We start from the raw sequence: 24,234 nt of genomic DNA on the forward strand, positions 1-24,234 counted from the left end.
AAAAATAGAGTAAAAAAAACGCCGCAATTAGCGGCGTTTTTTAATGTAGGGTATTATTTAACTGGGCGAGGCTCAGTTCGTAAACCTAAAATTAAGCTTACACACATTAATAGCAAAACAATGGTAAACGGTAGACCGGTTGAAATAGCCCCTGCTTGTAGTGCTTCAATCGCTTGAGTACCACCAATCCAAAGTAATGCAGCAGCAATTGCGCCCTCAACAGTAGCCCAAAAAATACGCTGTGGTACCGGAGCATCAATTTTGCCACCTGCTGTGATTGAATCAATTACAAGTGATCCTGAATCAGAAGAAGTAATAAAGAATACCAGTACTAATACAATAGCAATGAAAGAAAGCACACTCGCCATTGGCATTTCATCAAGCATTTGGAACATCGCCATAGGGACACTTGTTAGACCGTCAGTCCCAAGAGCACCAATACCATTAACTACTTGGTCAATTGCGATGCCACCATAGATAGACATCCACAGGATAGTAACCGCTGTTGGAATAAGTAATACCGCGGTTAAAAATTCACGGATTGTACGACCACGCGAAACACGCGCAATAAACATACCTACAAACGGTGACCATGAAATCCACCAAGCCCAGTAGAATACTGTCCAACCATGCATCCATGTTTCATCTTCACGTCCATGTGGGTTACTCAATGGAATAATGTTCTCTACATACCCCATTACCGTGTTAGGGATATTACCCATAGAGACCGCAAAACCAACTAAACATACAAATACTAGTAATACTAAAGCAATGAGCATATTTACGTTACTAAGTAATTTAACGCCGCCATCAATGCCTCTAATAACAGAGACGACTGCTAGTAATGTAACACCTGTAATAACCAGAATTTGTGAACCTACGCCACCTTCAAAACCAAACACATGATTAATACCGGCAGAAGCTTGTTGTGCACCTAGCCCAAGTGACGTTGCTAAACCAAATAAGGTTGCTAATACAGCTAAAATATCAATTATGTGACCAGGCCACCCCCACGCTTTATCACCTAAAATTGGGTAAAAAATCGAACGAATAGAAAGAGGTAAGCCTTTATTGTAAGTAAAAAATGCTAACGAAAGCGCAACTACAGCATAAATTGCCCAAGGGTGAAGACCCCAATGGAACATAGTAGCACCCATTGCCATTTTCGCGGCTTCTGGTGTGTTAGCTGTTACATTGAGCGGCGTTTCATACCAACCAGTGTAGTATGCAACTGGTTCAGCAACCCCCCAGAACATTAAGCCAATACCCATACCTGCAGCAAATAACATTGCCAGCCAAGAAATACGAGAATGCGATGGTTTAGCATCGTCACCGCCTAAGCGGATTTGCCATATGGTGAAAAAATTAAAACTAAACAAAAAATAACAAAGAAGTTGGCAGCCCACATAAATAAGCCGTCAAAATTATTAATAATATCGGTTTTGATACCATTTAGTGTTGTTTTAGCTACTTCGGCATCTGATACTAGTACGGCGATTAAAAAAAGTGCTATTAACCCTGCACTGATCCCGAATACAGGGTTATGTATATCAAATCCCCACTTTTGTACGTTGTCTTGACCTACGGTGTAGTCCGTATTATCAATACTGTACTTGTCATGATTCTCGCTCATGCAATACCTCATTGGTTAATGAAACAGGTTGGCTTAATGCCAGTTTTTTATAGTTCACTGTATTCGTCTTATTAGATTTATAACTAAAGCTAATAACACGAATAGTTAGAAGACTAACTAATTTAATTGCCCATCATACCTTTACTAATAGGGGAGTTAAATATTAAATGCAAAAGATTTAACACTTTGGCAAAACTTTAAGCTACTTTTGTCTTTTTATTGTACATATCTGGCAGCTGAACAAATGATAACTAATGTGTCAGCTAATTATTTTATAGTCGTATATAGCATTGAATGCAAAGCTAAGTGAATGAATATTCGGCCTAATCAGACAAGTAAATAACTAAAAAAACGCTATTGAATACGTAAAAAACTAAGTCAGCGTTTTAAAATCACTATTCATTTATTAAATGATTTTTTAATGACATTTTAACTATGTTTTTATGATTTGGGATAATGAGCTAGATAGATATTGTTCATGAGGTTAATGAAAAAGCGAGATTGAAATAGTTTTTATAAAAAGCGACTAAATCTTACTGTTTAAACTAAATTGGTCAAAGGTTTATTTCACCTTTGCGATTTAATTTACAAAAATGGCAAATAAACGCTGCGCTTGTAAAGAAGTGACAAATAACAGTGATTAAACATAAATGATTAAATTGAATGGTTTTGATTTCTCATTTAATTCTTTTAGTGGAATAAAATTTCAAGAAATTATTCATTAAGACAGCGAAGAAAAGCTGCAGTTTTTAAGCTGCAGCGTAGATAGGGGGGTAACTATTTTTTATATGCTTCATTGTGAACGCCTGCGGCGCGTCCAGATGGATCTGCATTGTTTTGAAATGATGCATCCCAAGCCAGTGCTTCGGGGGTTGAACACGCTACTGATTTACCATGTGGTACACAGTTAGCAGAGGCATCGCCCGGGAAGTGCGATTCAAAAATACGGCGGTAAAAATACGCTTCTTTTGAATCTGGCGTGTTAATTGGGTATTTAAATTTAGCATTCGCTAGTTCTTGATCTGTTACTTGCTCATTTACAAATTCTTTTAAGGTGTCTATCCAGCTGTAGCCAACACCATCAGAGAATTGTTCTTTTTGACGCCATAACACTTCGTCTGGTAGGTAGCCATCGAAGCCAGCACGCAAAATATGTTTTTCAATTTTTCCGTCTTTACACATTTTAGCTTCTGGGTTGATGCGCATTGCCACATCAACAAATTCTTTATCTAAAAATGGCACGCGTGCTTCAACACCCCAGGCAGCCATTGATTTATTAGCACGTAAGCAATCAAACATATGCAGTTTTGATACTTTACGGTTTAGCTCTTCATGAAACTCTTGTGCATTGGGTGCTTTATGAAAATATAAATAACCACCAAATAATTCATCGGCTCCTTCACCTGAAAGCACCATTTTAATGCCCATAGCTTTGATTTGGCGTGCCATTAAGTACATAGGGGTTGAGGCACGAATAGTAGTTACATCATAGGTTTCAATGTGATAAATCACTTCTTTAAGAGCATCAATACCTTGTTGAATAGTAAAAATAATAGGGTGGTGAATAGTGCCTATCATATCAGCCACTTTTTGCGCTGCAGCTAAATCGGGTGAGCCTTCTAAACCCACTGAAAACGAATGCAGTTTAGGCCACCAAGCATCACTTTCATCGTTGTCTTCAATACGTTTTGCGGCAAAATGTTGAGAAATAGCAGAAATAACCGACGAATCTAATCCACCAGATAGTAATACACCGTAGGGTACGTCACACATTAGTTGGCGTTTTACCGCGGCTTCTAGAGCATCTTTTACATCTTCTGCCTTGGCATCGTTGTTCTTAACTGCGTCGTAGCTTTGCCAATCACGTTGGTAGTAAGGTGTTAATTTACCGTCTTTGCTGTAAAGGTAATGCCCCGGTGGGAACTCCTCAATATGTTTACAAATAGGTGAAAGCGCTTTTAGCTCTGATGCTACATAAAAGTTGCCATGCTCGTCGTGGCCTGTATACAGTGGAATAATACCAATGTGGTCGCGACCAATTAGGTAAGCGTCTTGCTCTTCATCATATAAACAAAAGGCAAAAATACCATTTAAGTCATCTAAAAATGCAGGCCCTTTTTGTTTATACAGGGCTAAAATAACTTCACAATCTGACTGGGTTTGAAAATCAAACTCGACTTCTAAATTAGCGGCAAGCTCTTTGTGGTTATAAATTTCGCCATTTACCGCTAAAATATGCGTTTTTTCTGGGTTGTATAATGGTTGCGCACCGCTTGATACGCCAACTATTGCTAAGCGTTCGTGCACTAAAATTGCTTTGTCTGATGAATACACCCCTGACCAATCAGGCCCGCGGTGGCGAAGCAGTTTGGACATTTCGATTGCCTGAGCGCGTAACTGGCTGGGATCCGATTTAATATCGAGTACGCCGAATATTGAACACATAATTTTTCCTCATTCCTATTAAGTGCCTACGATAGCGAGTTTGCTAAAGACTAACCTTGTTTTATCAGAAATAAATACCTAAGTCACACGGCTTTTTTAAAATAATAAGAATAATTTATGCACCAAATAAATTGGCGTTGCACCAATGTGGTGATATTGGCAAGGAGATTAAAATGCAATGTGCAATTTTTAATTTAAAATTACATTAAAGTTAAATTAAATTGCAACAATTAGTTCGCCTTGCACCAAGAAAGTGCAAAGCGAAAAATAAATAAATAGCGGTTGAGTTACTCAGTGAGTGAGCGTGAGTGCACTATTAATTAATCCCAGTAGCGGCTTAAACTCAGCTTAAGTTGTGCTAGGTGAGCATCGAGCTTATTTTTTGCAGCATTTGCTTGCTCAAGTGATACAAATTCAAAGGTGATTGGATCGGCAGTTCTAAATTGTGCAAACTGATGTAAGTCGGCTTCTATCACATGCGCTATTAAAGGATAACCCCCCGTTGTTTGCCCGTCATTTAATAACACTATAGGATTGCCATCAGGTGGAAGCTGTATGCTCCCAGGTGCTACGGCTACAGAGGGCAATGAAAGTGTATGTTGCATAATATCAGCATTTTTATGGTCTAGGCGTACGCCCATACGATTACTATTTGGATTAATAGTAAATGCGGTATCACAAAAAGCATTAATGCACTCGGGTGTTAGTAGCTCATAATGAGGACCAACATGTAAACGGATAATATTACGTTTTGGCGGGGTAAGGGCGCCCTTATTACATAACCAAGGTTTAGTATAAGGACTTATGGCTACCACATCGCCACTTTGCAGTGCACGGCCATTAAAGCCTCCAATGGCTGCCCCTAAATCGGTAGATTTAGAACCCATAACCTCTGGGCATTCAATACCGCCTTTTACTGCAATATAAGCACGGGAGCCACCACGGCCAGTTGCAAATTTAAGTGTTTGCATTGCTTTTATTGGGTAACTCCAGCCTGGATAAAGTGGGTGTCCATCAAGGGTTGCTTTGAGGTCGGCTCCATGAAGGGCAATAACGGTATCACACTGAAATTGCAGTTCGCATAAACCCACGGTTAATTCCAGCACGGCAGCGTTGTCGGTGTTATTTAATAAACGGTTCGCAATAATGTGTGCATAGGTATCAAGGCTGCCTGAGCGGCTTACCCCTAAATGTCGAAAACCCACACGGCCTAAATCTTGGATTGTTAGTTGAATACCGCTCTTGATTACTTTAATCATTGCTTACTCCTTTTACAGGCACAAACTCTATGGTATCGCCAGGTTTAAATAAGCAAGGATTAGCCGCTTTAGAATCAAATAAGCAGACATCAGTGTGAGCTATAATATGCCAACCACCTGGCGAATCTTCAGGGTAAATACCAGTTTGATCTGCTCCAATAGCAATTGCGCCTTTAGGTACACTCACTCGCGGGTTATCGCGCCTTGGGGTAAATAACCGTGAGTTGAGCCCATGTAAATAAGGAAAACCGGGAACAAAGCCTAAAAATAGAACGTGATATAACTCTTTACTATGTAAGTTAATCACTTCATCAATTGTGAGTTGATGATAGTTAGCTACGTAATCTAAATCTTCACCTTGGTAGTAGGTATTAATTTGGTGGTGCTGGCTATCAAACGGGTAATCATCCACTTCATCCCATAACTTAGCTAAGGTGTTGTACCATTTATTAAGCATTTCTGAGGACTTTAAATACAAAGTTAACGAGTTCATAGCTGGTACCAAATCGATAAATTCATTGCTGTTTTTACAGTGTTGGGCGAGTGCCCAAAGCTTTTTTTGCGTTGCAAGTATGTGTGGTTCGCTGTAGTGAGAAACATCAAAAAGCAGGCTAGAGTTCGTTAAAATTTTTATACTAGGAATCATGCTCATATCGATAACTCATTAATATTAATTACATTTAAGCTATCACAGTCGTTGAACTATTACGATATTAATAGACAAGCTCGGATCGAATAAACTCCCTCATTCGTAAAGTTTTGTTGTGTGTGAAATTAATTGTTGAGTTTACAGGTCTGCTTTAGGGTCTGTTGACCTTTGCGGATTAAAATTGTTCAAACTAGGAGCGGTTTAATCGCGGCGCGAGTTTTGGAACCTAGTGGGCTAAGTAAAAACCGAGCAACAAAGACTAAATTGTTCAAACTAGGAGCGGTTTAATCGCGGTGCGAGTTTTGGAACCTAGTGGGCTAAGTAAAAACCGAGCAACAAAGACTAAATCGCTCCTAGGCAGAACCCTTCGGGCAGCGCCTGTTTGGCATTGATGCTGCGTTATCGCCTATTTATGGGGAATAACCACACTACATAGGCTCTGCCTTGCCTAAACACCAAACAGACTGCTGCAAATTTAACCTTGGAAGGTCAACAGACCCTAGAGTAACTAAAACTAAGAGGTAATCGTATGTTTAAGGGGTTAATATTAGCTACATTTGCTATGTTGGGATTACTAAGTACGATGAGCGCTATCTCGTCAGATGAGGTAACTAAATCCAGTGATTTAGATGCCACTATGCATGTAGAAAAGCTAGTGCTTGGCTCGGGTTGTTTTTGGGGGGCAGAAAAACGCTATGAAGCACTTAATGGAGTACTCGATGCAGAGTCGGGCTATGCCGATGGGCATGGGTTTAAACCAACCTACAGGAATATAACTAAGCTATCGCGTCGCTTTGATGAAGATAACTACGCTGAAGTGGTGCAGGTTACATTTAATAGCAATATTATTTCGGCAAAAGAGCTGCTGCAAAATTATTACGAAAGCCACGATCCGACTCAAAAAAACCGCCAAGGTAATGATGTAGGCACACAATATCGCTCTATTATTTTAACTACTAGTGACGAGCAAGCAAACACCGCGATTGCTGTAACACAGCAGTACCAGCAGTTACTCACCAAAGCAGGTTATGGAACAATAGCTACACAAATTAAGCCACTAGAGCAATTTTATTCTGCTGAAGAGTATCATCAAAATTACCTTGAAAAAAATCCAAACGGTTATTGCCCAGACCATTCAACCGGCGTTGTTTTTAGTCAAGATGAAAAGCAGCAGGTTGATAACACTGCATTGTCGACTGGCAAACAAATTGTTATTTTAGACTCTCGCGATTACTGCCCTTACTGTGAAAAGTTTAAAGCGGCGGTAGCCAATGACTACAAAGGCACAATACCAATGACATTTCGCCATGCTGATCAGCTTAGCGGCTTAACTATCAAAAGTGCAACTTGGGCTACACCCACCATACTATTTTTAGAAGATGGAGTAGAAGTGTATTCTCGCCAAGGTTATATGGATGCCGAGCTTTTTTATAAAGCGCTAGGTGCATTTAAACTCGGTGACAGTGAAGCTTATAAAGTAGCGTTTAACGCTAAAACCGACAGCCCATATTGCAAAGAATACGCTATTTTTAAAAACACCCCCGATGGCATTTTTATCGATAAACTCAGTGGTGAACCCTTGTTTGATACCCGCGACAGATTTAATTCGGGTACTGGCTGGTTGTCGTTTACACACCCTGTAAAAGACAGCGTAACGCAGCATGAAGATAACAGTTGGGGAATGCAACGTATTGAGCTTAAATCTAAAAGTACCGGGATTCATTTAGGGCATTTATTCCCGGGTGAAGGGCCAAATGGTCAAGATAGATATTGTATTAATGCCACTGTATTAGAATTTGTTGCTCGTGAGGAAATAAACAGATCAGATGATGTTTAAGCTAATTAGCAAATAGGCAAATTTTAAGCAAAAAAAAGCAGCGATACTTAAAAGAGGTCGCTGCATTTCAATTGACAACATCTTCACACACAATAAAGATTCGGGGGGTTGTATTAGTAATAACTAATGCTGAATTATTGTTGCTGATGTGAATGTAAATAAAAACAACTCAAGCTCAGTCACCACCGAACTTGAGTTGCTTTTTACACTGACAACATCTTCACACACAATAAAGATTCTTATATTTATTGGCGGGTGTAAGCGTAAAATAAAAACAACCCAAGCTAAGTCACCACCGAACTTGAGCTGTTTTTTACACTGACAACATCTTCACACACAATAAAGATTCTTTTTTACTAGCTTGTTGTTACAAACTAATTAAATTTGGTTTCAGTAACGCGTTTTATTATTTTTGGTCGTTGCTGATTTGTTGAGTTAACTTTAGAGCTTTTACTCAATTTCGACAAGCGATAAAAACAAAACTAATAAGTGAAAAAAACTAATCTATAAATTCAGTCAACAAGTAGCTGCTCAAGTGGTTGATAATGCTGGTTATATTTTATTTTTTGAGGTTTACGTGAGACACGAAAAAAATATTTTAAAAAGGTCGTAAATAATTAAACGCCCATAAAAGGGCGTTTAATTAATAGTCACTTTGTTTGTCTGAAGGTGTTAATTACCCACTTGGCAAACAAATCGAGCGGGTGGTTTGCTGTACTAGAGCCGTGTTGTACCAAGTAGTATTTATCTTTGGTGGTAAGGGGTTGTTCAAACAGTTTATAAAGCCATTGCTCATCCAGCCAGCTTTGGCTAATTGGCAGAGGAATAAGTGCAATGCCCATTCCTTGTTGCGCCGCTCTTGCTACACCAAACATACTATCTATTTGAATAATTTGTGTTGGTGAAAAGTCATCAATTCCAACTTTTTCTGCCCACTGATGCCAAGCCCAAGGCCGTGCTTTATGCACAATAAGCGGCACTTGATTAAGCGCTTGGCAATGATCGTTTTGCCATTGTTCAAGTAGTTTTTTATTACATGCTGGAATATATTCTAAATTAAATAACTCAGTAGCCAGTCCATCAAGCGGTTTACTTGAAGATAAAATTATAGATAAATCACTTTGGCGAGTTAGTTCTTTGCGCGTTTTGAGGGTATCCATGTGTAAATTAATATTAGGGTGCTCGCTGGTCCATTCACTGAGCTTAGGCATTAACAATTCACTGGCAAAAAATTCGGGCAGGGTAATGGTTAAGTTTACATTTTGTTGTAACTGACTAAATTCATTAATGGTGCTCTCTAGCATATTTATAATTGGATAAATTGCTTCAAAAAAGTTTTTACCTGCAGGCGTTAAACTAATAGAGCGAGTTTGTCTTTGAAATAAATCAATGCCTAGCTGCTCTTCTAGCTGTTTAATTTGGTGGCTTACAGCCGAGGGCGTTAAGTAAAGCTCTTTAGCAGCATGTTTAAAACTTAAGCTTTTTGCGGCAAAACAAAAAGAGCGAAGGCCGCGAATAGGTGTTTGCATGGTATCCAGTATAAAGTTATTTCAATCGCCTAGTAATAGGCAATAATTAAACCAAAAATAAAAACTAACTATATCAGCAATTTATTTATTTTATTAGGTCGAATTCACCTAAGTGGTGCGTTAAATTGTCACTATAGTGCAAAAACTAAAATATAGACAAAAAAAATCCCTCTTACGAGGGATTTTGGGTAACTCAGCGCCATTGGCACTGGGAATGAGGTCGGTACAGAGTGAAATTATGAGTGGTTTAAAACACCATCTCAGGAATATCACCATTAACAAGCAATTTACCTGCCGTTTTGCTAATAATTTCATCAACTGATACGCCTGGTGCGCGTTCTAGTAAATGAAATGCGCCGTCTTTTACTTCTAGAACGGCTAAATCAGTAACTATTTTTTTAACACAGTTAACGCCCGTTAGCGGTAACGTACAGCTTTCTAATAACTTAGAGTCGCCGTGTTTACTGGCATGGGTCATGGTAACAATAATGTTTTTTGCACCTGCGACTAAATCCATCGCTCCGCCCATGCCTTTAATTAATTTTTTAGGGATCATCCATGAGGCTATAGAACCGTTTTGATCTACCTCAAACGCGCCCAGAACGGTTAAGTCTACATGACCACCCCGTATCATGGCAAAACTATCTGCACTATTAAATATAGCTGCACCGGTAGCTGCCGTCACGGTTTCTTTACCCGCGTTGATCATATCCGCATCAACAGTGGCTTTAGTAGGGTATTCGCCCATGCCTAAAAGACCATTTTCGGACTGTAGCATAACTTCTATGCCATCGGGTACATAGTTTGCGACGAGTGTCGGAATACCAATGCCCAAATTAACATAAAACCCATCTTGTAACTCTTGAGCTACGCGCATTGCGACTTGTTCACGTGATAATGCCATTGTTAGTGCTCCTGCTTAATCTCGTGTGGTAACACGTTCAATGCGTTTTTCAAAGTTACCTTTTATAACGCGGTTAACAAAAATTCCTGGCGTATGTATTTGGCTTGGCTCAAGTTCCCCTGGCTCAACAATTTCCTCTACTTCTGCAACGGTAATTTTACCCGCAGTAGCCGCCATTGGATTGAAGTTCATGGCTGTATGACGAAATACTAAGTTGCCGTAGCGATCCGCTTTCCATGCTTTTACAATAGCGAATTCACCGGTAATTGACTCTTCTAAAATATAAGGGCGACCATTAAACTCTTTTACTTCTTTACCCTCAGCAACCGGTGTGCCGTAACCTGTGGCTGTGTAAAAAGCAGGTATTCCTGCACCACCAGCACGCATTTTTTCAGCAAGAGTACCTTGTGGCGTAAGTTCTACATCAATCTCGCCACTTAGTAGTTGCTGTTCAAACAAGGCATTTTCGCCAACGTATGAGGCGACTACCTTTTTAATTTGCTTGTCGTGCAGTAACAGCCCTAAACCAAAGTCATCAACACCACAGTTATTGGAAACAACGGTTAATTCTTTAGTTTGCATTTTTTTAATTTGGGCAATTAGACCCTCAGGGATACCACATAAGCCAAAACCACCGGCTATTATTGTATCGCCGTCTTTTAAACCTTCCATTGCAGCTTCATAACTAGAAACTACTTTATCAAAACCGGCCATGAGTCACTCCTCATTCTGTGCTATATAATTATTGTGCGTGTAATGCTGCAGAAACCTTGCTAGCAGGTTGTTTGTTCAGTGCACTCGTAATTTGCCAACCTGCCTCAGCAAGCCTTTGTAAATCAATTCCATGCTCAATGCCAAGCCCTTGCAGTAAGTATACAACATCTTCTGTGGCAACATTTCCTGACGCGCCTTTGGCATATGGGCAGCCACCAAGGCCGGCAACAGCACTGTCAACCGTTGCTATACCAAGGTTTAGCGCAGCGTAAATATTTGTGAGCGCTTGCCCGTATGTGTCATGAAAATGTACAGCAAGTTTAGATTTATCAATATGTTTAAGTAGCAATGTAAGTAGCTCTATTACTTTAGCGGGTGTGCCAATACCTATGGTGTCACCTAGGCTAATTTCATAACAGCCCATTTTTAAGAGTTTAGCAGCAACAGCCAGTACAGTATGAGGGTCAACATCTCCCTCATACGGGCAACCTAACACACAACTTACATAACCGCGTACGCGAATGTTATTCGCCTTTGCAAAAGCCATAACTTCACTAAAACGCGCCAAACTTTGCTCAATAGAGCAATTAATATTTTTTTGGCAAAATGCTTCGCTCGCTGCGGTAAATATTGCAAATTCTTTAATACCTACAGCATCTGCTGCCTCTGCCCCTTTTAAATTAGGGGTAAGGGCACTGAGATTAACCTCAGGTAAATTAAGTGCGCTTATTACTTCACTAGAGTCTGCCATTTGTGGCACCCATTTAGGTGAGACAAACGCACCAGCTTCTATGTCTTTTATGCCTGCAGCGGCGAGTGCGTTAATAAGCGTTATTTTATCAGCAGTTTCTACAGCGGCTTCATTTTGAAGTCCATCTCTGGCGCCCACTTCAACAATGCGCACTGCTTTAGGTAATAATGAACTCATATTAAGCGGGTTCCTCTGCTGTTGTGTCTTCAACTATGGCCAGTAAAGCGCCATGGCTTACCAGTTCACCCTCAGCAAAACAGTAACTTTTTAATACGCCATCATGTGGGGCATTAAGCGTGTATTCCATTTTCATTGCTTCAATTATAACCACTGCATCGCCTTTAGTAATGGTACTTCCCACCTCTAACAAGTGTTTAACTACAGTACCATTAAGTGGCGCAGCAAGAGGTAATGCCTCATTTTCATGTGAGCTGATGAAATGTTTATCAACACATTCAAACTTAGTTTGCAGTGCTTGGTTCATTACAGTAATGGCATTATCAACGTGGCTAACATGCGCAGTGTGTTTAGCGCCATTAATCGATACGTTGCAGTAGCCATTAGTTAACTCACCTTGCACTTCAAAGGTGTTGTCATTAATGGTCATGCTATAGCCCTGCGCGGTTTTTATTGCGTTTAAGGGGGTATCGCTAAATGGAATGTTAACTTGTTGCGGCGCATTTAAACTAAACCCATGTAATTGTTGCCATGGATTTGCACTACTTGTATTACTACCAAGTGATGCTAAATACGCAAAACCTGCAATTAAGCGGCTAGTTTGTAATAAAGACGGGTCAATAGTAACTAACGCTTCACCTTGCTCTGCAATAAAGTGGGTGCTTGGAGCACCTTGTTTAAAGCGTGGATGAATCGCTAAATTATATAAAAAGCTGATATTAGTGCTAAATCCGGCTAAATGAAATTGTGTTAATGCTTGTTGTAAACGGGAAAGTGCTTGGTCGCGGTTATCATCATGAACAATCAGTTTGGCAATCATTGGATCGTAATACGGGCTTATTTCATCACCTTGGGCAATACCAGTATCAATACGTACATATTCACTGTTAGCGGGCGTAAATAGTGCCTCAATAGTGCCAGAGCACGGAATAAAGTCATTACTTGGATCTTCAGCGTAAATACGTGCTTCAAAGCTGTGGCCTTGTAGCTGAATATCTGCTTGCGCTAAAGGTAACGCTAAACCACTGGCTACATTAATTTGCCAATTAACTAAATCAACGCCGGTGACCATTTCACTCACTGGGTGCTCTACTTGCAAGCGAGTATTCATTTCCATGAAAAAGAACTCATCACCACAGAGTAAAAATTCCACAGTGCCAGCGCCTCGGTAGTCAATTGCTAGGGCACATCGTACTGCGGCTTCGCCCATTTCTTTTCGCAATGAGTCTGATAAACCGGGGGCAGGCGCTTCTTCAATCACTTTTTGATGCCGACGCTGCAATGAACAATCACGATCACCTAAATACACACAGTTGCCATAGTTATCAGCAAATACTTGTACTTCAACATGGCGTGGTTGGTCAACATAACGCTCAAGCAAAACCAGATCATTACCAAAACCGGCAATAGCTTCACGTTTAGCGCCTTCTAATGCGCTTATAAACTCACTGGCTTTTGAAACAATACGCATGCCTTTACCACCGCCACCAAAGGCCGCTTTGATAAGCACAGGGTAGCCAATTTTTTCAGCCTCAGCTTGTAAAAAGCTAGGGTCTTGTTTATCGCCATAATAACCTGGCACCAAAGGAACATTAGCGGCTGCCATAATTTCTTTTGCACGGGTTTTAGAGCCCATAGCTTCTATGCTACTTGCTGGTGGCCCAATAAAGGCAATGTTATTGGCTTCACAAACATTAGCAAATTCGCTGTTTTCAGATAAAAATCCATAACCAGGATGAATGCAATCGGCGCCACTCATTTTGGCAACGTTAAGTATTTTATCTGCAACTAGGTATGAGTCTTTACTCGGCGCTGCACCAATATGGTAGGCTTCATCCGCCATTTTCACATGTTGAGCGTTTTTATCTGCATCTGAATAAACCGCAACTGTGGTCAAGCCCATTTGCTTTGCTGTTCGCATAATACGACAAGCAATTTCTCCGCGATTAGCAATCAGAATTTTTTGTAAGTGTACTGTGTTCATAATGCGTCCTAGAGTTGCCATTGGGGAGGGCGTTTTTCAAAAAAGGCAGTTAGACCTTCTTGACCTTCGTCTGATACACGAATTTTGGCTATACGTTCTGCAGTGAGCGCAATTATTTCGTTATCGACTTCTTTGTTTGCCACATCATTAATAAGCGCTTTAGCTGCTTTAACCGCTACCGGGCCATTATCTATCAGCGTTTGTAATAGGTTATCCAGTGCACAGTCTAAATTCCCTGTAATTTGGTGAACTAGCCCCAGCTGTTTGGCCGTATGCGCATCAAATACTTCAGCCGTTAAAAAGTAACGACGAGCAGCGCGCTCACCAATGGCTTTAATTACATAAGGGCTGATCACAGCAGGAATAAGGCCGAGTTTCACTTCACTTAAGCAAAATTGAGCGTCGTCTTTACTGAGCGCGATATCACAGCAAGCAATTAAGCCCAATGCGCCACCAAATGCTGCGCCTTGTACCGCACAAATTGTAGGGTGTGGGCTTTGTGCTAAAACTTGCATTAACTTAGCCAGCTGCATTGAATCGGCCAAATTATCGTTATAGTTGTTATCTGCCATCGATTTCATCCAGGCTAAATCGGCACCGGCTGAAAAGTGTTTACCCTCAGTTTTTAATACAAGGGCACGAATATCGAGCGTATTAGCATGTTCAATACATTGAATAAGCTCATGGATAACGTCGCTATTAAAGGCATTGCGTTTTTCTGGGCGACTTAAAACAAGTACAGCCACATTAGATTTTGTTATTTGTAGTGTTACTGACATTTTAAGCTCCCATTACATTCTAAATACGCCAAATTTTGATTCACGCTCAGGAGCATTTTTAGCTGCGCTAAGTGCAAGCCCAAGAACATTGCGTGTATCAGCAGGGTCAATAATGCCATCATCCCATAAACGGGCACTGGCATAATATGGGTGACCTTGCTGTTCGTATTGATCAATGATTGGCTTTTTAAAATCGCTAATTTGTTGCTCGTTCATGCTTTCGCCTTTGCGGGCTAAACCATCTTGTTTTACTTGCGCCATTACACCAGCGGCTTGTTCACCACCCATAACCGAAATACGGGCATTCGGCCACATCCACATCATGGTCGGTTCAAACGCGCGGCCACACATACCATAGTTACCTGCACCGTATGAGCCACCGATTAAAATGGTAAATTTGGGTACATCGGCACACGATACCGCCATCACCATTTTAGCGCCGTGCTTAGCAATGCCTTCAGACTCGTATTTTTTACCAACCATAAAGCCAGTAATATTTTGTAAAAATACCAGTGGAATGTTGCGCTGAGCACATAGTTGAATAAAGTGCGCGCCTTTTTGTGCTGACTCACTAAATAAAATACCGTTGTTGGCCACTATGCCTACGGGATGACCATAAATGCTGGCAAAACCTGTTACCAGTGTTTCACCAAAGTAGCGTTTAAATTCATCAAACGATGAGTCATCAACAGTACGGGCAATGACCTCACGGACATCAAATGGCTTTTTAAGATCAGTACCGACAATGCCGTAAAGTTCGTTAATATCAAAACGAGGGGCTTTTACTTCTTCTAGTAATGGTGAGGTAGGGCGCGAATAGTTAATTCGTTCAATACACTGGCGAGCAATCGATAACGCATGAGCATCGTTTTCAGCGTAATGATCGGCCACACCTGATGTTTTACAGTGTACATCGGCGCCACCAAGCTCTTCTGCAGTAACTACTTCACCGGTGGCAGCTTTTACCAGCGGCGGACCAGCTAAAAAGATAGTGCCTTGCTCTTTTACAATAATACTTTCATCGGCCATAGCAGGAACATACGCACCACCTGCAGTACATAACCCCATAACCACAGCAATTTGTGGAATGCCTTTACCCGACATACGCGCTTGATTATAAAAAATACGACCAAAATGCAGTTTGTCAGGGAATACGTCGTCTTGCTCAGGTAAGTTTGCGCCACCTGAGTCAACTAAATAAATACACGGTAAATGACAACGTTCGGCGATGTCTTGAGCGCGTAAATGCTTTTTAACAGTCAGCGGGAAATAGGTGCCGCCTTTTACTGTCGCATCATTAGCAATCACCATACATTCAAAGCCTTTAACGCGACCAATACCTGCAACCACACCGGCACAAGGAATATCTTGTTCATAAACGCCAAAGGCAGCAAATTGCGATATTTCTAAAAATGGCGAGCCTTCATCTAGCAAAGTGGTAATACGGTCACGGACAAACAATTTACCGCGGCCTTCATGGCGCTCTTTTAGGGCAGCGCCGCCGCCTAAACGTATTGTTGCTGCTTTACTGCGTAAATCATCCACTAGCGCCGACATGTTGTTGTGATTTTGCACAAAATTTGGATCATGCGGATTAACGCTCGATTTTAAAATCGTCATAACTAATCCTTAGCGGCTTTCAGTGAATAATTCGCGACCAATTAACATACGGCGTATTTCAGAGGTGCCCGCACCAATTTCATATAATTTCGCATCACGCAGTAAGCGACCTGTTGCGTATTCGTTTATGTAACCATTGCCGCCTAAAATCTGAATTGCATCTAATGCCATTTTAGTTGCAAGCTCAGCAGCGTATAAAATTGCGCCAGCAGCGTCTTTACGGGTGGTTTCGCCGCGATCACATGCTTTTGCTACTGTGTATACATATGAGCGAGCTGCGTTCATTTGTGTATACATATCAGCAATTTTGCCTTGTATTAACTGGAATTGACCAATAGGGCTGTCAAATTGCTTACGCTCATGGATGTAAGGCACCACAATATCCATACACGCTTGCATTATGCCAAGTGGGCCAGCCGCTAAAACAACACGCTCATAATCAAGGCCACTCATAAGTACCTTAACGCCTTCGTTTAAGTTACCTAAAATATTTTCTTCAGGTACTTCACAGTTTTCAAATACCAATTCACAGGTATTTGAGCCACGCATGCCGAGTTTGTCGAGCTTTTGTGCGGTTGAAAAACCAGGAAATGTTTTTTCTACAATAAAGGCTGTAATCCCTTTAGCGCCGGCGTTTAAATCTGTTTTTGCATAAATTACCAACGTATCAGCGTCAGGGCCATTAGTGATCCACATTTTATTACCGTTTAAAATGTATTTATCGCCTTTTTTCTCTGCTTTGAGTTTCATAGAAACAACATCAGAGCCCGCGTTAGGCTCACTCATCGCCAGTGCACCAATGTGCTCGCCGCTAATTAGTTTAGGTAAGTATTTTTCTTTTTGTGTTTGTGAACCATTACGGTTTATTTGATTAACACACAGGTTAGAATGCGCACCGTAACTTAAACCAATAGAGGCACTTGCACGGCTAATTTCTTCCATGGCAATAACGTGCTCTAAATAGCCTAAGCCAGCACCACCAAACTCTTCATCCACGGTCATGCCAAGCACGCCCATTTCACCCATTTGCGGCCAAAGTTCATTGGGGAACGCATTATCAAGGTCAGTTTTTTCAGCTAGTGGGGCAATTTCTTGACTGGCAAAGCTGTTTACGTGACTGCGGATCATATCTGCAGTTTCGCCAAGGCCAAAGTTCATTTCTTTATATAGTGAAATAGTGCTCATGATTAATTCCTGTGTGTTGATGACGTTGTTATATTTTATTCATCTATTTTGCTAAGCGTGTCGCGACAGCGACGTTCAGCGGTGACCAGTTCCATAAGAACCACTTTAATGTCATCCATCTGTTGTGAAAGATCGGCTTTTTTCTCACTGATAAGGTCAAGCATAGTAACTAACTGTTTTGCACTTGATTTATCAGCATCATACAGTTCAAACAAACGACCTGTTTCAGCTAAGGTGAAACCTAAACGTTTACCGCGCAGTATTAGCTTAAGGCGTACCTTGTCGCGCTTTGAGTAAATACGTGTTTGACCATTGCGCTCTGGCGATATTAACCCTTGGTCTTCGTAAAAACGGATAGAGCGGGTAGTAATATCAAATTCTTTAGCCAATTCACTAATGCTAAAAGTTTGTTCGTTTTTAGCCGGCTCGTTGGCTGAATTTGCAAAGTTTGTTTGATTATCTGATTTCATTGTAATGTTTACCTCATTCGAATAACTCCAATATAAGTGAAGTTTACGTAAAGGTAAAGTGCGATCTGGTTGTTATACTTTAGACGTATAAAATAAAAGCGGAAATACAGCAGAAGTTGAGTGTTTATAAACGTTATAAGCCAGTTAGACAGTATGTAATAAATTTTTAGCAAGCTAACTTTACAGTTTTTACACTAATTAGAAAGTTGATTTTAGATTTACGTTGGCGTAAACGTAAATTTTATGTATGCTCGTATTTATCAGATTAGTTTAAACATTAAGCTAAACATAATAAAACATGTTTGCGTTAATTGAAAATGGAGCCTTTTATGTCTTTCGAAAGCGTTGTAATTGTAGCAGCAAAACGCACCCCAATGGGTGGATTTATGGGCGCACTAAGTGATGCGCAGTCTACCGAATTAGGTGCTACGGCCATTGCAGGCGCACTTGCTCAAACGGGTTTAAGCAATGATGCAATTGATGAAGTAATTATGGGCTGCGTATTACCAGCCGGTTTAGGCCAAGCACCTGCGCGTCAAGCAATGCTTAAAGCGGGGCTTGCACTAAGCACCGGCGCTACCACTATTAATAAAGTATGTGGCTCGGGTTTAAAAGCAGCGATGTTAGCGAATGATTTAATTAAGGCCGGTTCTATTGAATCAGCAATCGCTGGTGGTATGGAAAGCATGACCAATGCACCTTACTTTATTCCTAAAGCCCGTGGCGGTATGCGTATGGGACATGGCGAAATTAAAGATCACATGATGAGTGATGGCTTAGAAGACGCCTACGACAATAAAGCAATGGGTTGCTTTGCTCAAGATACAGCCGATGAATACGGTATTGGTCGTGAGCAAATGGATACGTTTGCACTGGGTTCATTAAGTAAAGCAAACGCAGCCATAGACAATGGTAGCTTTGATAGCGAAATTACTCCGCACACTATTAAAACGCGTAAGGGTGACATCACCGTTTCAATTGATGAGCAACCTGGCAACGCACGCCCTGAAAAAATACCAAGTTTAAGAGCTGCATTTAAAAAAGACGGCACTATTACTGCCGCTAATTCATCGTCTATTTCAGATGGTGGTGCTGCGCTAATACTAATGAGCGAATCAAAAGCAAAAGCTGAGGGTTTAACACCACTTTGCAGAATTGTTGCTCACAGCACTCATTCTCAAAAACCAAGTGAATTTACTGTAGCCCCAGTGGGCGCAATGAACAGCGTACTTGAAAAAGCAGGGTGGACAACCGCCGATGTTGATTTATGGGAAATTAATGAAGCGTTTGCCATGGTCACTATGCTGGCTATTAACGAATTAAAGCTCGATGAAAGCAAAGTTAACGTGAATGGTGGTGCGTGTGCACTAGGCCACCCAATTGGTGCTAGTGGCGCACGTATTTTAGTAACACTTATTCATGCGCTTAAAAACCGAGGCCTCAAAAAAGGCGTTGCGTCTTTGTGTATAGGTGGCGGTGAAGCCGTTGCTATGGCAGTCGAAGCACTTTAACTGATAACAAAGCCGCAGCAACTATAACAATCACAGCGCTGCGGCAATTAAATTGACTCAATAGGATTTATTATGCACCAAGTACCCTTACTAATTAACGGCGAGTTCGTTCAGTCAACGTCAAATGAATTAATTGATGTTGTAAACCCAGCTAATCAAGAAGTGCTCGCGCAAGTGCCATGCGCTACAGACACAGAGATGGATGCGGCGATTGCATCAGCAAGCGAAACATTTAAAACATGGAAAGATGTGCCTATTACTGAGCGTGCGCGCATTATGATGAAATACGCGGCGCTATTAAAAGAAAACCATGATGAACTAGCCACTATTATTTGTCATGAGCTAGGCAAAACGTTTGAAGATGCAAAAGGTGATGTGTGGCGTGGTATTGAGGTAGTTGAACAAGCTGCTAATGCGCCGTCGTTAATGATGGGTGAAACCATGGAAAACGTAGCACGCAAAATTGATACGTATTCTTACATGCAACCACTGGGTGTGTGTGCAGGTATTACGCCATTTAACTTTCCGGCAATGATCCCATTGTGGATGTTCCCACTGGCAATTGTGTGTGGTAACACCTTTATTTTAAAACCGTCTGAGCAAGATCCACTTACTCCTATGCGCTTAGCTGAGCTATTTATTGAAGCGGGTGCACCTAAAGGCGTATTACAAGTAGTACACGGTACAAAACCACAAGTTGACCGCTTATTAGAAGACAAAGCCGTTCGTGCTATTTCATTTGTGGGTTCATGTGGTGTAGGTGCCTATATTTACTCTAAAGGCACACAAAACTTAAAACGTGTTCAAGCGTGTGTTGGCGCTAAAAACCACATGGTAATTATGCCTGATGCGAGTAAATCGCATGTTGTTAATAACCTTGTGGGTGCCTCTGTAGGTGCAGCAGGTCAGCGCTGTATGGGTATTTCAGTGGCGGTATTTGTTGGTCAAGCAAAAGACTGGGTTGATGAAATTAAAGCAGGCTTTGAAGGTGTACGCCCAGGTGTTTGGGATGATGCAGACGCGGCTTATGGCCCACAAACATCACCTGCTGCAAAAGCACGTATTTTATCACTGATTGCTGATGGTAAAGCACAAGGCGCTACCTGTTTAATTGATGGCTCTGATTTTAGCGTTAAAGGTTACGAGCAAGGTAACTGGGTAGGTCCTACGTTATTTACTGATGTAACCAAAGAGATGAACTTGTACAAAGAAGAGATTTTTGGCCCAGTATTGGCGTGTATGTTTGTTGATACCCTTGAAGAAGCCATTGCGCTTATTAACGAAAGCCCTTACGGCAATGGTACCTCACTATTTACCTCAAGTGGTGCGGCTGCACGTAAATTCCAACACGAAATTGAAGTAGGCCAAGTGGGTATTAATGTGCCAATTCCTGTGCCTTTACCATTTTTCTCGTTCACGGGTTGGAAAGGCTCATTCTACGGCGATACTCACACGTATGGTAAACAAGGTATTCGTTTTTACACAGAAACCAAAACCATTACATCTCGCTGGTTTGAAGATGATATCGCTTCAGGTCCAAATATGAGTATTAATCTTAAGTAACATTTTAACCGCATAATTAATAAAAAAGAGGGGCACAACACACAGTGTTGTCGCTCCTCACTAATAACTCCCTTGATGGGATGCACCGACAACAAACAAAACACAACAAGAGGTCTACCATGGACTTTAACTTATCTGAAGATCAACAAGCTTTTGCGCAAACTGCGCGTCAATTCGCAGAATCTGAACTAGCACCACATGCAGCTAAGTGGGATCGCGAACATATTTTCCCAAAAGACACAATAAAAGCCGCTGGTGAGCTTGGTTTTTGTGGCTTATACACACCAGAAGAAGCCGGTGGCTTAGGTTTATCTCGTTTAGATTCAAGCATTATTTTTGAGCAACTTGCACTGGGTTGTACAGCAACTACAGCTATGCTGACCATTCATAATATGGCAACCTGGATGATCGCAAGCTTTGGTACCGATGCAGTAAAAGATAAATATGTTGAACAATTGGTAATGGGCGAATTACTGGCATCGTACTGTTTAACTGAGCCAGGCTCTGGCTCTGATGCTGCGTCATTAAAAACTAAAGCAGTTCGTGATGGCGATGAGTATGTTATTAACGGCTCAAAAATGTTTATTTCAGGCGCCGGTGAAACAGAAATTTTAGTTGTAATGGCACGTACAGGGGCAGATGGCCCAAGTGGCATTTCAGCGTTTGTTGTACCAGCAGATGCAAAAGGTATTGAGTACGGCAAAGCAGAAGAAAAAATGGGTTGGAATGCCCAGCCAACACGTTTAATTAGTTTTGAAGATGTACGAATTCCAGTAGCAAACTTGTTAGGCCAAGAAGGCGAAGGCTTTAAGTTTGCCATGCAAGGTTTAGATGGTGGCCGTATTAATATTGCCACTTGTTCTATTGGTACTGCACAAGCGGCACTTAATACTGCTCGTGAATACTTAAAAGAGCGTACCCAATTTGGTAAGCCATTGGCTGCATTTCAAGCGTTACAATTTAAAATTGCCGATATGAATACCGAGCTTGTAGCAGCGCGCCAAATGGTTCGACTCGCGGCGTTTAAACTTGATACTAACGACAGTGAAAAAACCACTTATTGTGCTATGGCTAAACGCTTTGCAACCGATGTTGGTTTTACTGTGTGTAACGATGCGCTGCAAATTCATGGGGGCTACGGTTACATAAAAGAATATCCACTTGAACGCCACGTACGCGATGTACGTGTTCATCAAATTCTAGAAGGTACTAACGAAATTATGCGCGTGATTATTGCGCGTCGTATCTTAGCCGAATCAGCCAGCGAAGTTTTATAAGGAGATTAGTATGTCAAATCCTAGCATTGAGTTAACTATTGAAGGCCATGTAGCTATTTTAACTATGTCGAATCCGCCAGCGAATACCTGGACGAAAGACACTTTAGTGGCGCTTAAAGACACAGTTAATCAGCTCAACACCAATAAAAATATTTATGCATTAGTACTGACTGGTGAAGGCGAAAAGTTTTTTAGCGCCGGTGCTGACCTAAATGTATTTGCAGGTGGCGATAAAGGTGTCGCCGCAGATATGTCATGTGTATTTGGTGAAGCGTTTGAAGCGCTAACTAATTTTAGAGGCGTGTCGGTTGCAGCCATTAATGGTTATGCAATGGGTGGCGGGCTTGAAGTAGCGCTTGCTTGTGATATTCGTATTGCAGAAGAGCAAGCACAAATGGCATTGCCTGAAGCAAAAGTGGGTTTATTACCCTGTGCTGGTGGAACGCAAAACTTAGCATGGTTAGTGGGTGAAGGCTGGGCAAAACGCATGATTTTATGCGGTGAGCGCTTAAAAGCCGATAAAGCGCTGCAAATTGGCTTAGTGGAAGAAGTAGTTGCACAAGGTGAAAGCTTTGCTGCAGCACTAAAACTAGCAAACCAAGTGGCAGAGCAAAGCCCATCGTCGGTTGCTGCATGTAAAACATTGATTCAAAAAGGGCGCCATCAGCCAATGGCAAATGCATTGCCACTGGAGCGAGAGCTGTTTGTTGGTTTATTTGATACCGAAGATCAGCAAGAGGGCGTGAACGCCTTTTTAGAAAAACGCAAAGCTAATTGGGTGAATGGCTAATGAGTGAATTAACCCGTTTAAATTCAGCTGATGCTGCCGTGGTATTTGAAACGGCAACCACAGACAATGGCCGACTCATTGGTTTTGCTACGCTTAACGCGCCTAAGTCATTAAACGCGTTAAATTTTGAGATGATCAGCTTACTCGAGCCACAACTACAGCAATGGGACAAAGACGATAACATTGCATTAGTGGTTCTTAAAGGCGCAGGTGAAAAAGCATTTTGTGCCGGTGGCGATGTAGTGAGCTTGCACACAGCAATGAGTGAAGGTAAACCGAGCTCATTGGTTGAAGAGTTTTTTACTCAAGAGTATCAGCTGGATTACCTAATTCATTGCTACAACAAACCCATTTTAGTCTGGGGTAACGGTATTGTAATGGGCGGCGGTTTAGGTTTAATGGCCGGTGCCAGTCACCGTGTGGTTACCGAAACATCACGCATTGCCATGCCAGAGCAAACCATTGGGCTTTACCCTGATGTAGGCGGCAGTTATTTTTTACATAAAATGCCCGCCCATGTTGGTTTGTTTTTAGGGCTGACCTCGGCATCTATAAATTGTGAAGACGCTAAGTTTGTATCGCTTGCCGACCACTTTATAAATGCCGATAAATACCCAGAGCTTGTTGAAGCGTTACTCAATACTAAATGGGGTAAAACAGCAAGTTTAAACCACGACAAGCTAAGTAACTTGCTTATTGAGTTAGATAACAACTCTAGCCGTATGCCTAAAGGCAATTTAAAAGCTAACTTATCGCTAATTCAAAAGTTAGGCGACTTTGACACGTTACAGCAGCAGGTCGATTACATTTTAAATCTAACCACAGATGACAAATGGCTACAACGTGCACAAAAATCGTTGGCGCATGGTTGTCCATTAAGTTGTGCTTTAGTGAGTGAGCAGCTTAAACACAGCAAAGGCAAAAACTTAGCTGACTGTTTTAAAATGGAATTGGGCATGTCGGTTCGTGCTGGCGAAGTGGGCGAGTTTCAAGAAGGTGTACGTGCCTTACTAATCGATAAAGACGGTACGCCACAGTGGCAGTTTAAAACCTTAGCTAATGTGCCAAGCGAAGTAGTAGAGAGCTTTTTTGCAAATCGCTTTGGCGAGGAACATCCGCTAGAGCCGTACTTTTCACAACTAAATTTACAAGGGTAA

The 24,234-nt window shown here is 41.3% G+C and carries 18 protein-coding genes and 1 pseudogene; 6 read left to right on the plus strand and 13 right to left on the minus strand.

Annotated elements, in window-relative coordinates:
- Positions 1-53: 53 nt before the first annotated feature.
- From ACNSN2_RS06525 to pxpB, 4 genes and pseudogenes are all read right to left on the minus strand, one after another.
- Positions 54-1,633, minus strand: a pseudogene (locus tag ACNSN2_RS06525) (BCCT family transporter).
- 777 nt (positions 1,634-2,410) lie between these two features.
- Positions 2,411-4,078 carry an asparagine synthase B gene (asnB, locus tag ACNSN2_RS06530; RefSeq protein ID WP_418608824.1) on the minus strand — a complete coding sequence of 556 codons (1,668 nt, stop codon included), beginning with the start codon at positions 4,076-4,078 and terminating at the stop codon, positions 2,411-2,413.
- 320 nt (positions 4,079-4,398) lie between these two features.
- Positions 4,399-5,337: a biotin-dependent carboxyltransferase family protein gene (locus ACNSN2_RS06535; protein ID WP_075169259.1), complete on the minus strand. Its 939-nt coding sequence runs from the start codon at positions 5,335-5,337 to the stop codon at positions 4,399-4,401.
- Positions 5,330-5,989: a 5-oxoprolinase subunit PxpB gene (gene pxpB, locus ACNSN2_RS06540; protein ID WP_010389944.1), complete on the minus strand. Its 660-nt coding sequence runs from the start codon at positions 5,987-5,989 to the stop codon at positions 5,330-5,332. Before pxpB ends, ACNSN2_RS06535 begins: the two co-directional genes overlap by 8 nt.
- 526 nt (positions 5,990-6,515) lie before the next feature.
- Here pxpB and msrA point away from each other — a divergent pair.
- Positions 6,516-7,823: a peptide-methionine (S)-S-oxide reductase MsrA gene (gene msrA / locus ACNSN2_RS06545; RefSeq protein WP_418608825.1), complete on the plus strand. Its 1,308-nt coding sequence runs from the start codon at positions 6,516-6,518 to the stop codon at positions 7,821-7,823.
- 650 nt (positions 7,824-8,473) lie between these two features.
- Here msrA and ACNSN2_RS06550 read toward each other — a convergent pair.
- From ACNSN2_RS06550 to ACNSN2_RS06590, 9 genes are all read right to left on the minus strand, one after another.
- Positions 8,474-9,352 carry a LysR family transcriptional regulator gene (locus ACNSN2_RS06550; protein ID WP_010389946.1) on the minus strand — a complete coding sequence of 293 codons (879 nt, stop codon included), beginning with the start codon at positions 9,350-9,352 and terminating at the stop codon, positions 8,474-8,476.
- Positions 9,353-9,599: 247 nt separating this feature from the next.
- Positions 9,600-10,256 carry a 3-oxoacid CoA-transferase subunit B gene (locus ACNSN2_RS06555; RefSeq protein ID WP_008114705.1) on the minus strand — a complete coding sequence of 219 codons (657 nt, stop codon included), beginning with the start codon at positions 10,254-10,256 and terminating at the stop codon, positions 9,600-9,602.
- A 15-nt stretch (positions 10,257-10,271) separates the two neighbouring features.
- The gene (locus ACNSN2_RS06560; RefSeq protein WP_008114703.1) at positions 10,272-10,970 is read right to left on the minus strand and encodes a CoA transferase subunit A; all 699 of its coding nucleotides are present in this window, start codon (positions 10,968-10,970) and stop codon (positions 10,272-10,274) included.
- Positions 10,971-10,998: 28 nt separating this feature from the next.
- On the minus strand, positions 10,999-11,898 hold the full coding sequence (locus tag ACNSN2_RS06565; protein WP_262976329.1) for a hydroxymethylglutaryl-CoA lyase: 900 nt from the start codon (positions 11,896-11,898) through the stop codon (positions 10,999-11,001).
- Between the two features lies 1 nt (position 11,899).
- On the minus strand, positions 11,900-13,882 hold the full coding sequence (locus ACNSN2_RS06570) for an acetyl/propionyl/methylcrotonyl-CoA carboxylase subunit alpha (protein ID WP_418608826.1): 1,983 nt from the start codon (positions 13,880-13,882) through the stop codon (positions 11,900-11,902).
- Between the two features lie 8 nt (positions 13,883-13,890).
- Positions 13,891-14,661, minus strand: a complete 771-nt coding sequence (locus ACNSN2_RS06575) for an enoyl-CoA hydratase/isomerase family protein (protein WP_418608827.1) — start codon at positions 14,659-14,661, stop codon at positions 13,891-13,893.
- Positions 14,662-14,673: 12 nt separating this feature from the next.
- Positions 14,674-16,281 (minus strand): carboxyl transferase domain-containing protein, encoded by a 1,608-nt coding sequence (locus ACNSN2_RS06580; RefSeq protein ID WP_418608828.1) that lies wholly within the window; start codon positions 16,279-16,281, stop codon positions 14,674-14,676.
- A 9-nt stretch (positions 16,282-16,290) separates the two neighbouring features.
- Entirely contained in the window at positions 16,291-17,466 is a 1,176-nt protein-coding gene (locus tag ACNSN2_RS06585) for an isovaleryl-CoA dehydrogenase (protein WP_418608829.1), read from the minus strand.
- 35 nt (positions 17,467-17,501) lie between these two features.
- Entirely contained in the window at positions 17,502-17,936 is a 435-nt protein-coding gene (locus ACNSN2_RS06590) for a MerR family transcriptional regulator (RefSeq protein WP_008114692.1), read from the minus strand.
- Between the two features lie 329 nt (positions 17,937-18,265).
- Between ACNSN2_RS06590 and ACNSN2_RS06595 the strand changes: the two genes are divergently transcribed.
- From ACNSN2_RS06595 to ACNSN2_RS06615, 5 genes are all read left to right on the plus strand, one after another.
- Positions 18,266-19,447: a thiolase family protein gene (locus ACNSN2_RS06595; RefSeq protein WP_418608830.1), complete on the plus strand. Its 1,182-nt coding sequence runs from the start codon at positions 18,266-18,268 to the stop codon at positions 19,445-19,447.
- A gap of 72 nt (positions 19,448-19,519) precedes the next feature.
- Positions 19,520-21,010, plus strand: coding sequence for a CoA-acylating methylmalonate-semialdehyde dehydrogenase (locus ACNSN2_RS06600; RefSeq protein WP_418608831.1), 1,491 nt, complete (start codon positions 19,520-19,522; stop codon positions 21,008-21,010).
- Positions 21,011-21,129: 119 nt separating this feature from the next.
- Positions 21,130-22,287 carry an acyl-CoA dehydrogenase family protein gene (locus tag ACNSN2_RS06605; RefSeq protein ID WP_138595285.1) on the plus strand — a complete coding sequence of 386 codons (1,158 nt, stop codon included), beginning with the start codon at positions 21,130-21,132 and terminating at the stop codon, positions 22,285-22,287.
- Positions 22,288-22,297: 10 nt separating this feature from the next.
- Positions 22,298-23,077 (plus strand): enoyl-CoA hydratase, encoded by a 780-nt coding sequence (locus ACNSN2_RS06610; protein ID WP_008114687.1) that lies wholly within the window; start codon positions 22,298-22,300, stop codon positions 23,075-23,077.
- The gene (locus ACNSN2_RS06615; RefSeq protein WP_418608832.1) at positions 23,077-24,234 is read left to right on the plus strand and encodes an enoyl-CoA hydratase/isomerase family protein; all 1,158 of its coding nucleotides are present in this window, start codon (positions 23,077-23,079) and stop codon (positions 24,232-24,234) included. The genes ACNSN2_RS06610 and ACNSN2_RS06615 overlap by 1 nt, the downstream gene beginning before the upstream one ends.

Source organism: Pseudoalteromonas sp. US3C1013 (assembly GCF_048401115.1).
Classification (GTDB): domain Bacteria; phylum Pseudomonadota; class Gammaproteobacteria; order Enterobacterales; family Alteromonadaceae; genus Pseudoalteromonas; species Pseudoalteromonas undina.

What these genes read in the sequence shown, in the direction of transcription:
- asnB (WP_418608824.1), bottom strand. Translation starts at nt 4,078, where the DNA reads ATGTGTTCAATATTCGGCGTACTCGATATTAAATCGGATCCCAGCCAG.
- ACNSN2_RS06535 (WP_075169259.1), bottom strand. Translation starts at nt 5,337, where the DNA reads ATGATTAAAGTAATCAAGAGCGGTATTCAACTAACAATCCAAGATTTA.
- pxpB (WP_010389944.1), bottom strand. Translation starts at nt 5,989, where the DNA reads ATGAGCATGATTCCTAGTATAAAAATTTTAACGAACTCTAGCCTGCTT.
- msrA (WP_418608825.1), top strand. Translation starts at nt 6,516, where the DNA reads ATGTTTAAGGGGTTAATATTAGCTACATTTGCTATGTTGGGATTACTA.
- ACNSN2_RS06550 (WP_010389946.1), bottom strand. Translation starts at nt 9,352, where the DNA reads ATGCAAACACCTATTCGCGGCCTTCGCTCTTTTTGTTTTGCCGCAAAA.
- ACNSN2_RS06555 (WP_008114705.1), bottom strand. Translation starts at nt 10,256, where the DNA reads ATGGCATTATCACGTGAACAAGTCGCAATGCGCGTAGCTCAAGAGTTA.
- ACNSN2_RS06560 (WP_008114703.1), bottom strand. Translation starts at nt 10,970, where the DNA reads ATGGCCGGTTTTGATAAAGTAGTTTCTAGTTATGAAGCTGCAATGGAA.
- ACNSN2_RS06565 (WP_262976329.1), bottom strand. Translation starts at nt 11,898, where the DNA reads ATGAGTTCATTATTACCTAAAGCAGTGCGCATTGTTGAAGTGGGCGCC.
- ACNSN2_RS06570 (WP_418608826.1), bottom strand. Translation starts at nt 13,882, where the DNA reads ATGAACACAGTACACTTACAAAAAATTCTGATTGCTAATCGCGGAGAA.
- ACNSN2_RS06575 (WP_418608827.1), bottom strand. Translation starts at nt 14,661, where the DNA reads ATGTCAGTAACACTACAAATAACAAAATCTAATGTGGCTGTACTTGTT.
- ACNSN2_RS06580 (WP_418608828.1), bottom strand. Translation starts at nt 16,281, where the DNA reads ATGACGATTTTAAAATCGAGCGTTAATCCGCATGATCCAAATTTTGTG.
- ACNSN2_RS06585 (WP_418608829.1), bottom strand. Translation starts at nt 17,466, where the DNA reads ATGAGCACTATTTCACTATATAAAGAAATGAACTTTGGCCTTGGCGAA.
- ACNSN2_RS06590 (WP_008114692.1), bottom strand. Translation starts at nt 17,936, where the DNA reads ATGAAATCAGATAATCAAACAAACTTTGCAAATTCAGCCAACGAGCCG.
- ACNSN2_RS06595 (WP_418608830.1), top strand. Translation starts at nt 18,266, where the DNA reads ATGTCTTTCGAAAGCGTTGTAATTGTAGCAGCAAAACGCACCCCAATG.
- ACNSN2_RS06600 (WP_418608831.1), top strand. Translation starts at nt 19,520, where the DNA reads ATGCACCAAGTACCCTTACTAATTAACGGCGAGTTCGTTCAGTCAACG.
- ACNSN2_RS06605 (WP_138595285.1), top strand. Translation starts at nt 21,130, where the DNA reads ATGGACTTTAACTTATCTGAAGATCAACAAGCTTTTGCGCAAACTGCG.
- ACNSN2_RS06610 (WP_008114687.1), top strand. Translation starts at nt 22,298, where the DNA reads ATGTCAAATCCTAGCATTGAGTTAACTATTGAAGGCCATGTAGCTATT.
- ACNSN2_RS06615 (WP_418608832.1), top strand. Translation starts at nt 23,077, where the DNA reads ATGAGTGAATTAACCCGTTTAAATTCAGCTGATGCTGCCGTGGTATTT.